12 protein-coding genes and 2 pseudogenes are annotated in these 13,701 nt (G+C 35.4%); 10 read left to right on the forward strand and 4 right to left on the reverse strand.

The window, feature by feature from the left end; genetic code table 11:
• Positions 1 to 4: 4 nt before the first annotated feature.
• The 3 genes from glnL to A9G25_RS07950 all read right to left on the reverse strand — a co-directional run bounded on the left by glnL (position 5) and on the right by A9G25_RS07950 (position 3,199).
• Positions 5 to 1,054, reverse strand: a complete 1,050-nt coding sequence (glnL, locus tag A9G25_RS07940; RefSeq protein ID WP_065626474.1) for a nitrogen regulation protein NR(II) — start codon at positions 1,052 to 1,054, stop codon at positions 5 to 7.
• Positions 1,055 to 1,126: 72 nt separating this feature from the next.
• A complete protein-coding gene (glnA, locus tag A9G25_RS07945; RefSeq protein WP_065626475.1) occupies positions 1,127 to 2,536 on the reverse strand; it encodes a glutamate--ammonia ligase in 1,410 nt (469 codons plus the stop codon).
• Between the two features lie 417 nt (positions 2,537 to 2,953).
• Positions 2,954 to 3,199 carry a hypothetical protein gene (locus A9G25_RS07950; RefSeq protein ID WP_065626476.1) on the reverse strand — a complete coding sequence of 82 codons (246 nt, stop codon included), beginning with the start codon at positions 3,197 to 3,199 and terminating at the stop codon, positions 2,954 to 2,956.
• Positions 3,200 to 3,329: 130 nt separating this feature from the next.
• Between A9G25_RS07950 and A9G25_RS07955 the strand changes: the two genes are divergently transcribed.
• Genes A9G25_RS07955 through gpsA form a run of 3 tightly spaced genes read left to right on the forward strand, consistent with a single transcriptional unit; the run spans position 3,330 to position 5,328 of the window.
• On the forward strand, positions 3,330 to 3,770 hold the full coding sequence (locus A9G25_RS07955; protein ID WP_065626477.1) for a rhodanese-like domain-containing protein: 441 nt from the start codon (positions 3,330 to 3,332) through the stop codon (positions 3,768 to 3,770).
• A 24-nt stretch (positions 3,771 to 3,794) separates the two neighbouring features.
• Positions 3,795 to 4,271 (forward strand): protein-export chaperone SecB, encoded by a 477-nt coding sequence (gene secB, locus A9G25_RS07960; RefSeq protein ID WP_065626478.1) that lies wholly within the window; start codon positions 3,795 to 3,797, stop codon positions 4,269 to 4,271.
• Positions 4,272 to 4,311: 40 nt separating this feature from the next.
• A complete protein-coding gene (gene gpsA, locus A9G25_RS07965; RefSeq protein WP_141675059.1) occupies positions 4,312 to 5,328 on the forward strand; it encodes an NAD(P)H-dependent glycerol-3-phosphate dehydrogenase in 1,017 nt (338 codons plus the stop codon).
• A 70-nt stretch (positions 5,329 to 5,398) separates the two neighbouring features.
• On the opposite strand, the gene A9G25_RS07970 is transcribed toward gpsA, so the two are convergent.
• Entirely contained in the window at positions 5,399 to 6,373 is a 975-nt protein-coding gene (locus tag A9G25_RS07970) for an ornithine cyclodeaminase family protein (RefSeq protein ID WP_065626479.1), read from the reverse strand.
• Between the two features lie 181 nt (positions 6,374 to 6,554).
• On the opposite strand from A9G25_RS07970, the gene aas reads away from it, so the two are divergent.
• From aas to A9G25_RS08000, 7 genes and pseudogenes are all read left to right on the forward strand, one after another.
• Positions 6,555 to 8,696 (forward strand): bifunctional acyl-ACP--phospholipid O-acyltransferase/long-chain-fatty-acid--ACP ligase, encoded by a 2,142-nt coding sequence (gene aas / locus A9G25_RS07975; RefSeq protein WP_065626480.1) that lies wholly within the window; start codon positions 6,555 to 6,557, stop codon positions 8,694 to 8,696.
• Between the two features lie 15 nt (positions 8,697 to 8,711).
• Entirely contained in the window at positions 8,712 to 9,899 is a 1,188-nt protein-coding gene (gene lplT, locus A9G25_RS07980; RefSeq protein ID WP_065626481.1) for a lysophospholipid transporter LplT, read from the forward strand.
• Positions 9,886 to 10,788 (forward strand): N-acetylmuramic acid 6-phosphate etherase, encoded by a 903-nt coding sequence (gene murQ, locus A9G25_RS07985; RefSeq protein ID WP_065626482.1) that lies wholly within the window; start codon positions 9,886 to 9,888, stop codon positions 10,786 to 10,788. Before lplT ends, murQ begins: the two co-directional genes overlap by 14 nt.
• 131 nt (positions 10,789 to 10,919) lie before the next feature.
• Positions 10,920 to 11,295 (forward strand): annotated as a pseudogene (locus A9G25_RS13395) (PTS sugar transporter subunit IIA); the annotation flags it as partial.
• Between the two features lie 56 nt (positions 11,296 to 11,351).
• A pseudogene (locus A9G25_RS13400) lies at positions 11,352 to 11,903 on the forward strand (PTS system mannose/fructose/N-acetylgalactosamine-transporter subunit IIB); the annotation flags it as partial.
• Positions 11,904 to 11,914: 11 nt separating this feature from the next.
• Positions 11,915 to 12,715, forward strand: coding sequence for a PTS mannose/fructose/sorbose transporter subunit IIC (locus A9G25_RS07995; RefSeq protein ID WP_065626484.1), 801 nt, complete (start codon positions 11,915 to 11,917; stop codon positions 12,713 to 12,715).
• 16 nt (positions 12,716 to 12,731) lie between these two features.
• A complete protein-coding gene (locus A9G25_RS08000; protein ID WP_065626485.1) occupies positions 12,732 to 13,643 on the forward strand; it encodes a PTS system mannose/fructose/sorbose family transporter subunit IID in 912 nt (303 codons plus the stop codon).
• The last annotated feature ends 58 nt before the right edge of the window (positions 13,644 to 13,701 follow it).

The following is a 13,701-nucleotide window of genomic DNA, read 5'->3' on the forward strand; positions in this document are numbered from 1 at the left end:
TACCTCACTGCCTAATTGGCAAATAGACAGAAAATTGAGTATGCCCAGGCCAACTATTAAATTCAATTTTACCGTGATGTTGATCAACAATATTATTTGCAATCGAAAGTCCAATACCTGTACCTCCTTCATGGCCGCTCACCATAGGATAAAACAAAGTATCTTGTATATGAACAGGCACACCTGGTCCAGTATCTTCAATATCAATACGAGCACACAAACGATAGCGCTGCCCATGTAAAGTAATCTGAAAAGCAGTTCTTGTCCTGATAATAATTGTACCTGAATTGGATCCGATAGCCTGTAAAGCATTACGAACAATATTTAAAATTACCTGCTCTATTTGTTCGGAGTCATGAATAAAATCAGGTAAGCTTGGATCATAATCACGCAGAATTTTAATATTGGTTGTTTTTTCCAAACACAGCAAAGCATAGATACGTTCTATAGCTTGATGAATACTTTGTTCTTTTTGCTGTAATCGTTGCTGTGGGCCTAATAACCTATCCACCAGATTTCTTAACCTATCTGCTTGTTCAATAATAATTTTTGTGTAATCTTGCAATTCATTTTTAGGTAGTTCACGAGATAATAATTGAGCGGCGCCTCGAAGCCCACCTAGTGGATTTTTAATTTCATGAGCGAGTCCACGAACTAATTCACGAGCTGCACTCTGTTGAGCTTGTTGCAATTGTTCTTGGCTAAGACGTTTATGGCTATTTAATGGGGTCATTTCAATTAAAATCTGTTCATTATCTAATAGTTGAGCCGTCAACGTTAAAATATGTAATTCATTATTAATAACTAAATTGACTTCATTATCTGTAAAACCCTGATTTTGCTCTAATGTACTTAGCATTAAATCTATATCCAAAGAAAAGTATCCCAACAAATCAGGGAGATAACTTTCTAATAATTTTTTTGAACTTTGTGCTAACAATTGCTGCGCAGCAATATTGGCATACAGAATATTAAGTTTAGTATCAAGTAATAAAATACTTGTAATCATAGAATCGAGAACAAGATTAGCATCAGATTCATTATTAAATGTCATCGTTGGTTTTCCGTCCTGATTAGAAACCACCGCAAATTAACGGTGGTTTGATAGGTTAAATTACTATATAGCTTATAGACTATAGTACATTTCAAACTCAACTGGGTGTGGTGTCATACGTACACGATCAACGTCTTGACGTTTTAAATCAATGTATGCATCAATAGTATCGTTAGTAAATACGTTACCACGTGTTAAGAATTCACGATCTGCATCTAATGCATTAAGTGCTTCTTCAAGTGAACCAGCAACCTGAGGAATTAATTTAGACTCTTCTGGTGGTAAGTCATATAAGTTTTTATCCATTGCATCACCTGGGTGAATTTTATTGATAATACCATCTAAACCAGCCATTAACTGCGCGGCAAAAGATAAGTATGGATTGCCTGCTGGATCTGGGAAGCGAACTTCAATACGGCGAGCTTTAGGGCTAGTCACAACTGGAATACGGATTGATGCTGAACGGTTACGTGCCGAATAAGCAAGCATAACTGGTGCTTCATATCCCGGAACTAGACGTTTATAAGAGTTAGTTGCAGGGTTTGTAAATGCATTAATTGCTTTCGCATGTTTAATAATACCGCCAATATAGAATAATGCCATTTCAGAAAGACCAGCATATTTATCACCAGCAAATAAATTTACGCCATCTTTTGCCAATGATTGGTGACAGTGCATACCAGAACCATTATCACCAAATATTGGTTTTGGCATAAATGTCGCGGTTTTACCATATGCGTGCGCCACATTTTGGACAACATATTTATAAATTTGTACTTCATCTGCTTTTTTAGTTAACGTATTAAAACGACAGGCAATTTCATTTTGACCGGCTGTTGCAACTTCATGGTGGTGAGCTTCAACCACTAAGCCAAGTTGCTCCATAATTAAGCACATTTCAGAACGGATATCTTGTGATGAATCAACCGGAGGAAGTGGGAAATAACCACCTTTTACACCTGGACGATGGCCTTTATTACCTTCTTCATATTTAGTACCTGAGTTCCAAGCCGCTTCAATATCATCAATATGTACAAAGCTACCTGACATTGGCGAACCAAAACGAACATCATCAAATAAGAAAAATTCTGGTTCAGGACCGAAAATAACAGTATCAGCAATACCTGATGATTTTAAAAATTCTTCGGCACGCTTAGCAATTGAACGTGGATCACGATCATATCCTTGTAATGTTGCAGGCTCTAAAACATCACAGCGGAGATTTAATGTCACATCTTCAAAAAAAGGATCGATAACAGCACTTGATGTATCTGGCATTAACACCATGTCTGATTCATTAATACCTTTCCAACCTGCAATTGATGAACCGTCAAACATCTTACCATCTTCAAAAAAGTTATCATCAATTTGATTAACAGGAATTGTAACGTGTTGCTCTTTACCTTTTGTATCAGTAAAGCGTAAATCAATAAACTTAACATCATTTTCTTTAATTTGTGTTAAAACTTTTAGTATAGACATGTATCTTCTCCATTGAGGACAAATAATAATTGTTCAGTTTTTAAGGTATTCTTACCAAATTGCTATAACGCATGCAAATATAATGCCAATTTTTCAACTCTATTTTTTAGTGGCTTTATAAGTAGTTATAGTAACATAAATATTACAATTGCACCAAAATAAAGCAATTAGCACCAAAATAATGCGAAAAAATGGTCATATAAAAAATTAAAACCAATTTTTATATCTCATAATGGCTATTTGAAACAATATCAACAAACATTAAATTCCACAATTTTTCCTGTTGATTAATATACTGTGCTGCATTCACCTCACTAATCAACAAATCATGATTAAATTGATTAAAATCACGATAAGAATCATAATAAATATCAATGGCCTTAAATGGATATTGCTTAGTGCTATATCCATTTATTATTAACCAGCAAGAGCATTTTGTATGTGAAACCTTTTTGTAAAACTAAGATCTCTTTTCATCAATTTTGTATGTTCAGCATAAGTTTGATGATAATCACCATTTCCCAAATAATAATTAGCTAATAAAGATTCGGTTTCAATAGTTTGAGTATCAAATTTATTAGATGCATAAGAATCATCAGCAAAAGAGGGATAAATAATGGCAAATACAATACATACCAAAAAAATAAATCGTTTCAATTTCATTAGTCAATCGCTTAAAATTAAATAAATATTATTTATAAAATAGCAAGATTTTCTTATTGGTGCTGTATTTCAGTGCTCAATATCGTTATAATCTTACCTTATATTGAAATGACTAGGTAATCATACAAATATGGACTTTATAACACTCGAAATTCTACCTTTTGTAAAAAATCATTTTTTACTGTCCCTAGGTTGGATTGTGCTATTTATTGCAATCATTGTACTAACCATTAAAGGAAAACTATCTAACGTTAAAGTTATCAATAATGCTCAAGCAATCCATATGGTAAATAAACAGGATGCAGTTATTATTGATATTCGCTCTGCTGATAGCTTTAAAAAAGGGCATATAACAGATTCTCATAACATTTTGCCTATCGACATTAAAAATGCTAGTGCAAAAACAATTGAAAAGTTTAAAGAAAACATTGTTATTCTAATTGATGAGAATGGTTTATCATCAACAAGTATAGGGGAAATACTTGCCAAACAAGGTTTTTCAAATGTCTTTGTATTAAAAGACGGTATTGCTGGATGGAACAGCGAAAATTTACCATTAGTTAGAAAATAATATTATAAAAAATAAGGTTTTATCATGACAGAACAAAACAATACACAACAACCAGAAACTCAGTTTGCTATTCAACGTATTTATACTAAAGATGTTTCATTTGAAACTAACAATGTTCCAGAAATTTTTACTAAACAATGGCAACCTGAGCTGAATCTTGAATTAAATTCATCTTCGCAAGTTTTAAGTGAAAATGTATATGAAGTTGCACTTCGTGTCACTGTAACAGTAAAACAACAAAACGAAGTTGTGTATATCTGTGAAGTTACTCAAGCCGGTATTTTCTCACTTGTCGGATTTGACGAAGGCCAAATTCAACATTGTGTTGGTGCTTATTGTCCAAATATTTTGTTCCCTTATGCTCGTGAAGTAATTTCAAGTTTAGTGAATAAAGGTACATTCCCACAAGTGAATTTAGAGCCAGTAAATTTTGAAGCACTATTTATAAACTATATTCAGCAACAACAAGCTGAGGCTGAATCAAAAGAAACACTACAATAATCATTGTATTGCAATTAACTGATAATAAATTTATTAGATGATTATGAAAAAAGATGTTGCAGTAACAGTAATTGGCGCTGGATCTTATGGAACCTCTTTAGCTATTTTACTGGCTCGAAATGGTCACTCAACTTTATTATGGGGACACAATCCTAATAAAATGATTATTTTGCAGCATGATAGGCAAAATAAACAGTTTTTACCGAATATTCCTTTCCCAGATCTGTTACAAATTGAAACCGATTTAAAAACGGCAGTTTCAGCAGCACCAATTTTACTTATTGTGGTGCCAAGTCACGCTTTTGCAAGTATTTTGACTCAAATCAAACCTTTTTTATGCCAAGATACAAAAATTGTCTGGGCTACAAAAGGGCTTGAAGTTGATACTGGTCGATTATTACAAGATGTTGCGAAAGAGATTTTGGGCGATAAAATTCCATTAGCGGTCATTTCTGGCCCAACTTTTGCTAAAGAAGTCGCATCTGGATTACCAACAGCGGTAACGGTAGCATCAACTAATGAGCATTTTTTAAATCAACTGCAAACTTTGTTTCATTGTAGCAAAAGCTTCCGAGTCTATAGCAGCAAAGATTTTATTGGAGTGCAACTTGGTGGTGCAATCAAAAATGTTATCGCTATTGGTGCTGGATTATCTGATGGTCTTGGCTTCGGCGCCAATGCTAGAACTGCGCTAATTACACGTGGACTTGCCGAAATGATGCGTTTAGGTGCAGTATTAGGTGCAGATCCAGCAACCTTTATGGGAATGGCAGGATTAGGGGATTTGGTTTTAACTTGTACCGATAATCAATCCCGTAATCGTCGTTTTGGAATGTTACTTGGCCAAAATAAATCCATTCAAGAAGCTCAAGATGCTATTGGCCAAGTTGTTGAAGGTCGCAATAATACAAAAGAAGTCTGGTTATTAGCTCAAAAATATCATGTAGATATGCCAATCACTGAACAAATTTATCAAGTTATTTATGAAAATAAAGATCCAAAACAAGCAGCGGTGGCATTACTTAGGCGTTCACAGAAAGAAGAACTAAAAAGCTAATTTTTATACTCAAACACCTAGTTACCTGAAACTTTTTGACAAAAAATCATACGAACTTGATATTTAAGTATTATAAAAACATACCAATTCCTTTTTCTTTTGCTTTAAGATAGATATCGTAGCCAATATACACGTCTAATACTGCTGTACCAACAGTTTTAAACATCGTAATTTGCTGATCATTTAAACGACATTGAGTTGGATCTATCACTAAATACCCTAACTCTAAAAAATCATCTTCTGATACCAATTGTTGTTTAATTGGATCAATAATATCGCCTGCTTCAGCAAATACGCCTTCTTTAGTATCAACTACCCGAATATTAGCCTTTTCAATAATACATTCCGGAATTTCATGCATTTCTGGCGTATAAGCACCCACTCCATTAACGTGTGTGCCAGGTTTTACTTTTTCGCCATTAAATGTCACAACTTTTGAGGTTGTAACCGAAGTAATAATATCAGCTTGGCTAATGTCATCATCCAAATTTTTTGAAAAATAAAGATTAGTAGAAAAATGAGAAAAACGATGTTTCATCTCTTCTGTAAATTGTTTCGCTTTTTGTGTATCAATATCAAAAATAGCGACATCAGTAAGTGAACGAACAGTTAACATTGCCTCTAATTGAGATACTGCTTGCCCACCAGTACCTATCAACACTGCTCGACTAGCATTTTTACGCGCCAACAAATCGGTTGCAGCACCTTGAACGGCTCCTGTACGAAGCTGAGTGATAAAAGTGCCATCTAGCATAGCACAGACTTCACCTGTTTGTGGGTCTAATATTAAAACTTGAGCAGGTACTGATGGTTTACCCAATTTAGGATTGTCAGGAAATACCGAAACAATTTTTATACCCACAGTATCGCTACCTTTAATATGTGCAGGCATAAACAAGCATTGTCCCTTTTGCATATCAAAATTTATTCGTAACGGCACATCACTGTTTCCTTGGCTATAGATTTTCAAAGCTTGTTTATCTGCAACTATCGCATCTTTCATTGTATAAAATCTTTCAATATCATTGGCCGTTAAAATAAGCATTTTTATTCCTTATTGATTTTCTATATTTTTTGAAGTTTAGTATCTATTTTTTAGATCAAGATTTATTGTTAATTAAACCATAAAAAACTGTTTTATATAACAAAAATCGCAGTTCTTGTATATCTTCTATATTTTCACTATTATTACAGCGTGTAATATTGCACGATATTTGAGAAATCAGATGTTATTTAAAATATTAAAATTTTTCTTAAAGATCCTGTTCCATGTAAGAATCCATGGTAATTTTGAAAACTTAAAACAAGATAGACTTCTTATTACCCCTAATCATGTATCTTTCCTTGATGGTATTCTAATCGGCGTATTTTTACCCGTAAGACCTGTCTTTGCTATTTATTCAGGTTATATTAATCATTGGTTAGTTCGCTTAGCAAAGCGTTATGTTGATTTTGTGCCAATGGATCCGCTTAGTCCAATGGCAATAAAGCGATTAGTTCGTGAAGTTGAAAAAGGCCGCCCGATAGTCATATTCCCTGAAGGAAGAATTACTATAACTGGCTCATTAATGAAAATTTATGATGGCGCTGCTTTTGTTGCTGCTCGCTCTCAAGCCACCATTGTACCAGTGTGGATCGAAGGCGCTGAATTTACTTTAACTAGTCGTTTAAAAGGTTTATTTAAACGTCGTTTATTCCCTAAAATAACCATTCATGTACTTAACCCTACATCTATTCCAATGCCCGATGCGCCTAAAGCTAGTGAAAGGCGTTATATTGCAGGCGAAAAACTTCATCAAATTATGATGAATGCACGCATGGCAAGTCGTCCCAAATTAACGCTGTTTGAAGCATTATTAGAAGCACAAGTTCGCTATGGCGTGAAATCAAGAATGGTACAAGATCCTACAACTAACGAAGCATCTTATCGCAATTTATTAAAACAAATTATAGGTGTTAGTTGTATTATTGCCAAAATTACTAAAAATAAAGAGCGAGTAGGTGTTTTATTACCCAATGCAACCATTACTGTTGCAACTATTTTTGGTTTGTCAGTAAAAAATCGAATTCCAGCAATGCTTAACTATACTGCGGGAACAAAAGGCTTAAACTGTGCCATTACTGCTGCTGAAATCAAAACGATTATTACTTCACGCACATTTATTAGAAAAGGTAAACTTGATTATCTACTTGAAGAAATCAAAAACGTTAAATGGTGTTTTCTTGAAGATTTGCGTAAAAACTTAACTTTAAAAGATAAGCTTTATGTTGCAGTGCATCAATATATTCCACGCTTAATTAAATACCAACAATCAAGCGATGACGAAGCACTAGTACTGTTTACCTCTGGTTCAGAGGGGAACCCTAAAGGTGTTGCTCATAGTCATGCCAGCTTACTTGCTAATGTTGAGCAAATTCGAACGGTTATTGATCCAACTCCAGCCGATCGATTTATGTCAGCACTGCCATTATTCCACGCTTTTGGTATTACAGCAGGATTATTCCTGCCACTATTTTCAGGTAGCCGTACATTTTTATATCCAAATCCATTACATTACCGTATGGTCCCTGAAATTATTTATGATCAAAACTGTACAGTTTTATTTGGTACGCCAACTTTCTTGGCAAACTATGCCCGTTATGCGCACCCATATGATTTTATGCGTTTACGCTATGTTGTTGCAGGTGCTGAAAAATTATCAGATGCAGTACGAGAACAATGGAAAAATAAATATGGTATTCGTATTTTAGAAGGCTATGGCGTTACCGAATGTGCACCTGTTGTAGCGCTTAATGTTCCTATGGCATTTAAAGCTGGTACTGTAGGGCGATTACTGCCTGGCATGGTATCAAGATTAATTCACATTCCAGGCATTAGTGATGGAGGCCAATTGCAAGTCAAAGGGCCTAATGTGATGAAAGGCTATTTACGGGTGGAAAACCCGGGCAAACTTGAAGAACCAGTAGCAGTTGATGAAAATGGACAAGCCGAAAAAGGTTGGTATGATACCGGCGATATCGTTGATATTGATAGTGAGGGGTTTGTGACAATTAGAGGGCGCTTGAAACGATTTGCCAAAATTGCCGGTGAAATGGTTTCATTAGAAGGTGTTGAATCCTTAGCAAAAAAAGTTGACTCTGATGCAATGCACGGTGCAACAGTCAAAGCTGATGCAGCTAAAGGTGAAGCAATTGTCTTATTTACCACCTCAACAAAATTAAATCGAGAGCAACTTAATCAGGCATCTCAAGAATTGGGCATTCCGGCATTAGCCGTTCCTCGTGATATTCGTATAGTAAAAGAGTTACCACTACTAGGTACAGGTAAAATTGATTTTATTACTTTACGGAAAATGGCTGACGAATAAACTAAAGGATGTCACATGAAACAACATTCTCTATTAAGCAAAGGCATGGTTGCAACCATGCTGGCGCAGTTTTTTTCAGCATTTGCTGATAATGCAATTTTTTTTGCGATCTTAGCTTTCATCAAAAATTTACATTATCCAGCATGGAGTCAATCGGTATTACAGATTAGTTTTGTACTGCCATTTATTATCCTCTCTCCTTTTGTTGGTCAATTTGCTGACAGCATATCAAAAGGTAAGGCAATGATGATTTCAAATAGTATAAAATTACTGGGTGCTGGTTGCATCTGTTTAAACATCAGCCCTTTTGCTGGCTATTTCCTAGTCGGCATAGGTGCTGCAGCCTACTCTCCCGCTAAATATGGAATTTTAGGCGAACTAACTACAGGTGATAATTTAGTTAAAGCAAATGGGTTAATAGAAGCATCAACCATTGCCGCCATTTTACTTGGTTCGCTAGCTGGTGGTCATATTGCCGATCTTAATGTGAGCGCTTCCTTACTTGTGTGCGTGTTAGTTTACGGACTGGCTGTTATTGCTAACTTTTTTATTCCTAAATTACCTGCTGCACGACAAAATATTTCATGGCAATTTATCAATATGGTAAACGATTTTACTAATACATTAGAAATCATATGTAACAATAAACGTGTTTTATTTACACTGTTGGGTACCAGTTTATTTTGGGGAGCTGGTATTACTTTACGTTTTCTATTAATTAGTTGGGTTCCTGCTATCTTAAATATTCATGACAACGCAACACCAACAAACCTTAATGCAATCGTTGCTATCGGTATTGTTATTGGCGCAGGTCTAGCTAGTACATTTATTGCTATTAACAAAACCTTACGCTGCGTTCCTGCTGGTATAATGATGGGCATAGCCGTAATTGCCTTCACTTTGCAAAGTGACATAATTTTGTCTTATATTTTACTCATTGTTATCGGAGCATTAGGTGGCTTCTTTTTGGTACCATTAAATGCTTTTATTCAAAAAATGGGGAAAGATTTGGTCGGTGCCGGCAGTGTTATTTCAGTACAAAACCTAAGTGAATACTCAGCGATGATGATAATGTTAGGGCTTTATACGTTAGCCGTTGCTTTAAATTTATCGGTTACTGCTATCGGTGTTGGTTTTGGGAGCTTATTTGCTTTAGTTATATTTTTATTATGGTTAGGGTTAAAAAATAATGAATCACATTAATCTATCAGCAATGATAACAGAAAGTCGTAATCCTAATAGCGAAAAAATAGATAACTGTTCAACATTAGAAATGCTACAAATCATCAATAATGAAGATAAAAAAGTCGCATTAGCTATTGAAAAAGAGTTACCCAATATCGCAAAAGCCGTTGATGCGATTAGTTTAGCATTTTCAAATCAAGGTAGACTAATATATATAGGTGCTGGCACTTCAGGACGACTAGGTATTTTAGATGCAAGTGAATGCCCACCAACTTATGGCACACCACCGGAACAAGTTATTGGCTTAATTGCTGGAGGCAAAACAGCTATTTTTAAAGCGGTTGAAAATGCCGAAGACAATCCTGAATTGGCAATTACTGACTTAAAAAACATTAATTTTAGCTCAAATGATATTTTAGTTGGTATTGCCGCTAGTGGGCGCACACCTTATGTAATAGGTGCTATGCAATATGCTAAATCAATGGGAGCAACTGTCATCAGCTTATGCTGCAACCCTAAAGCCGCAATGATCAACATAGCAGATATAGCAATCATCCCTACTGTTGGTCCTGAGGTAGTTACTGGGTCGTCAAGAATGAAAGCAGGCACGGCACAAAAATTGGTACTAAATATGTTAACTACAGCTAGCATGATTAAAATAGGCAAAGTGTACGGCAATCTCATGGTTGATGTCCAAGCAACCAATGCCAAACTTATTGAGCGACAAATATCAATCGTCATGCAGGCAACTGATTGCAATCGGGAAATGGCTATTCAAACATTAAACCAATGTCAAAAGCATTGCAAAACTGCTATTTTAATGATTCTTTCAGGCCTAAATGCAACACAAGCTAGGCAAGCTCTTAACAAAAATAACGGTTTTATTCGTAAAGTACTACAGCCCTAACAAATCATTTTTTGATAAAAACAAAAGCGTTTTTTTATCGTAATGTGATGAGTGTATATTTTTTATGTTTTTTTATGATGTAAAATAAACAAGCATTGCCTACAAATTAATACAAATTAGGCGGTCGTTGTATGGTTGGAATTATCCTAGCAACTCATGGTGAGTTTGCCAAAGGTATTTTACAATCAGGTTCGATGATATTTGGAGAACAAGAAAATGTTAAAGCTGTTACCTTACATCCAAGTGATAGTCCTGAAAGTTTAAAAGAGCGAATTCTTGAAGCAATAGCTACATTTGATAATCAAGATGAAATACTTTTTTTAGTTGATTTATGGGGAGGCACACCATTTAATCAGGCCAATAATTTATGTGGAGAGCATAGTAACTGGGCTATTGTTGCCGGTTTAAATCTACCTATGTTAATTGAAGCCTATTCCTCTCGTTTTTCAATGGAAACAGCGAAAGAAATTGCTGCCGCAATTATTGAACCCGGTAAAGAAGGTGTTCGAACAACAGTCGAAATACCAACACAATCTTCTGCTTCTACTAAAAACGCAAATACTATCCCTGAAGGAACAGTACTTGGAGATGGTAAAATGAAAATTGTGTTAGCTCGTGTTGACTCACGCCTATTACATGGACAGGTGGCGACAGCATGGACAAAATCAACCAACCCTAACCGCATTATTGTTGTTTCGGATTCGGTTGCAAAAGATGAATTAAGAAAAAAACTCATCCAAGAAGCAGCGCCTCCTGGCGTAAAAGCCAATGTTGTTCCAATTAAAAAAATTATTGAAGTTTCACGTGATCCTCGTTTCGGTAATACCAAAGCACTACTTCTATTTGAAAATCCACAAGATGTACTCCGAACCATAGAGGGCGGTGTTGATATCAATGAACTTAATATTGGTTCAATGGCTCATTCCATAGGAAAAGTCATGGTTAATAAAGTTTTGTCAATGGATGCTAAAGATGTCGAAACATTTGAAAAATTAAAAACCAGAAATATAAAATTTGATGTTCGCAAAGTTCCTAACGATTCTAATAGCAATATGGACGAATTATTAAAAAAAGCCAAAGAAGAATTAGCACAGAAAAATAATTATTTTATTTAAAGGGTTATATTATGACATTATCAATTATTGCTATCATTTTGGTGATATTTATTGCCTTTTTAGCAGGGATGGAAGGTATTTTAGATCAATTCCAATTCCATCAACCTTTAGTTGCTTGTTCATTAATTGGACTTGTAACAGGTAATTTAGAAGCTGGTGTTGTATTGGGTGGTTCGTTGCAAATGATTGCACTTGGTTGGGCTAACATTGGTGCAGCCGTTGCGCCCGATGCAGCACTAGCATCGGTTGCTTCGTCAATTATTTTAGTGCTAGGTGGACAAGGCGTTGCTGGTGTATCCACTGCCATTGCTGTTGCCATTCCACTTGCAGTAGCCGGTTTATTCTTAACCATTATCGTGCGAACTATTGCTGTTCCGTTAGTTCATATGATGGACGCTGCTGCTGAAAATGCCAATATTAGAAAAATTGAATTATTACAAATTTTCGGTATCTGCCTGCAAGGCTTACGTATAGCTATTCCTGCAGCTGCTTTACTATTTATTCCTGCTGAAACGGTTAAAAGCGCTTTAGCTGCAATGCCTAAATGGTTAGAAATAGGAATGTCTATTGGAGGTGGTATGGTGGTTGCTGTGGGTTATGCAATGGTAATTAATATGATGGCAAACCGTGAAGTATGGCCATTTTTTATTATTGGTTTTGTGATTGCGGCTATATCGCAATTGACATTAATTGCAATTGGCGCTTTAGGCGTCGCATTAGCACTAATTTACCTCAGTCTTTCGGAACGTGGCAATTCATCAAATGGTAGCTGTAAAGGTGATCCACTTGATGATATTTTAAATGACTACTAGGGACTTGGAGAAAAAAATGACTGATAGAATTCAATTAAGCAAAAAAGATCGTTTAGCTGTTGTTTGGCGTTCAACTTTCCTTCAAGGTTCTTGGAACTATGAACGTATGCAAAATGGTGGTTGGGTTTATTCAATGATTCCTGCGATTAAAAAATTATATACGACTAAAGAAGAACGATCAGCAGCCCTTAAACGCCACTTAGAATTTTTTAATACACACCCTTATTTAGCATCCCCAATACTTGGAGTAACTCTTGCATTTGAAGAAGAACGCGCAAATGGAGCGGCTATTGATGACGTTACTATTCAAGGTGTAAAAGTCGGTATGATGGGGCCACTTGCTGGTGTGGGAGATCCCGTATTCTGGTTTACATTGAGAATGATGCTTGGAGGACTTGGCGCATCACTCGCGCTTAGCGGCAATATTATGGGACCAATTTTATTCTTTTTACTCTGGAATATTATTCGTTGCTGTTTTATGTGGTATACCCAAGAATTTGGTTACCATACTGGTTCAAAAATTATTGATAATTTATCAGGTGGTTTACTACCCAAAATAACTAAAGGTGCCTCTATTTTAGGAATGTTGGTTGTAGCTGCTTTGGTACAAAGATGGGTATCAATAAAATTCCAACCGGTTGTTGCAAAAGTAAAATTAGATAACGGTGCATTCATTGACTGGAACTCATTACCTACTGATGCAAAAGGTATTCAAAAAGCATTGATGCAAATGCAAAATGGGTTATCACTTACCCAAGAAAAGGTAACTACCTTACAAAATAACTTAGATCAATTAATACCTGGGCTAGTTCCTTTACTATTAACTTTCTTCTGTATGTGGTTACTTCGTAAAAAAGTATCACCAATTTTAATTATCCTTGGATTATTTATTGTTGGTATAGTTGGACATGTAATCGGCCTGTTATAAAATATAATGTATTATGACATTTCTAAAAAAAGTACTATATTTTAATATATAGTACTTT

The sequence above is a fragment of the Gilliamella sp. Bif1-4 genome (assembly GCF_001690535.1).
Lineage (GTDB): Bacteria > Pseudomonadota > Gammaproteobacteria > Enterobacterales > Orbaceae > Gilliamella > Gilliamella bombi.

Excerpts from the sequence above, each read along its gene's own strand:
- glnL (WP_065626474.1), bottom strand. The coding sequence starts at position 1,054 with ATGACATTTAATAATGAATCTGATGCTAATCTTGTTCTCGATTCTATG.
- glnA (WP_065626475.1), bottom strand. The coding sequence starts at position 2,536 with ATGTCTATACTAAAAGTTTTAACACAAATTAAAGAAAATGATGTTAAG.
- A9G25_RS07950 (WP_065626476.1), bottom strand. The coding sequence starts at position 3,199 with ATGAAATTGAAACGATTTATTTTTTTGGTATGTATTGTATTTGCCATT.
- A9G25_RS07955 (WP_065626477.1), top strand. The coding sequence starts at position 3,330 with ATGGACTTTATAACACTCGAAATTCTACCTTTTGTAAAAAATCATTTT.
- secB (WP_065626478.1), top strand. The coding sequence starts at position 3,795 with ATGACAGAACAAAACAATACACAACAACCAGAAACTCAGTTTGCTATT.
- A9G25_RS07970 (WP_065626479.1), bottom strand. The coding sequence starts at position 6,373 with ATGCTTATTTTAACGGCCAATGATATTGAAAGATTTTATACAATGAAA.
- aas (WP_065626480.1), top strand. The coding sequence starts at position 6,555 with ATGTTATTTAAAATATTAAAATTTTTCTTAAAGATCCTGTTCCATGTA.
- lplT (WP_065626481.1), top strand. The coding sequence starts at position 8,712 with ATGAAACAACATTCTCTATTAAGCAAAGGCATGGTTGCAACCATGCTG.
- murQ (WP_065626482.1), top strand. The coding sequence starts at position 9,886 with ATGAATCACATTAATCTATCAGCAATGATAACAGAAAGTCGTAATCCT.
- A9G25_RS07995 (WP_065626484.1), top strand. The coding sequence starts at position 11,915 with ATGACATTATCAATTATTGCTATCATTTTGGTGATATTTATTGCCTTT.
- A9G25_RS08000 (WP_065626485.1), top strand. The coding sequence starts at position 12,732 with ATGACTGATAGAATTCAATTAAGCAAAAAAGATCGTTTAGCTGTTGTT.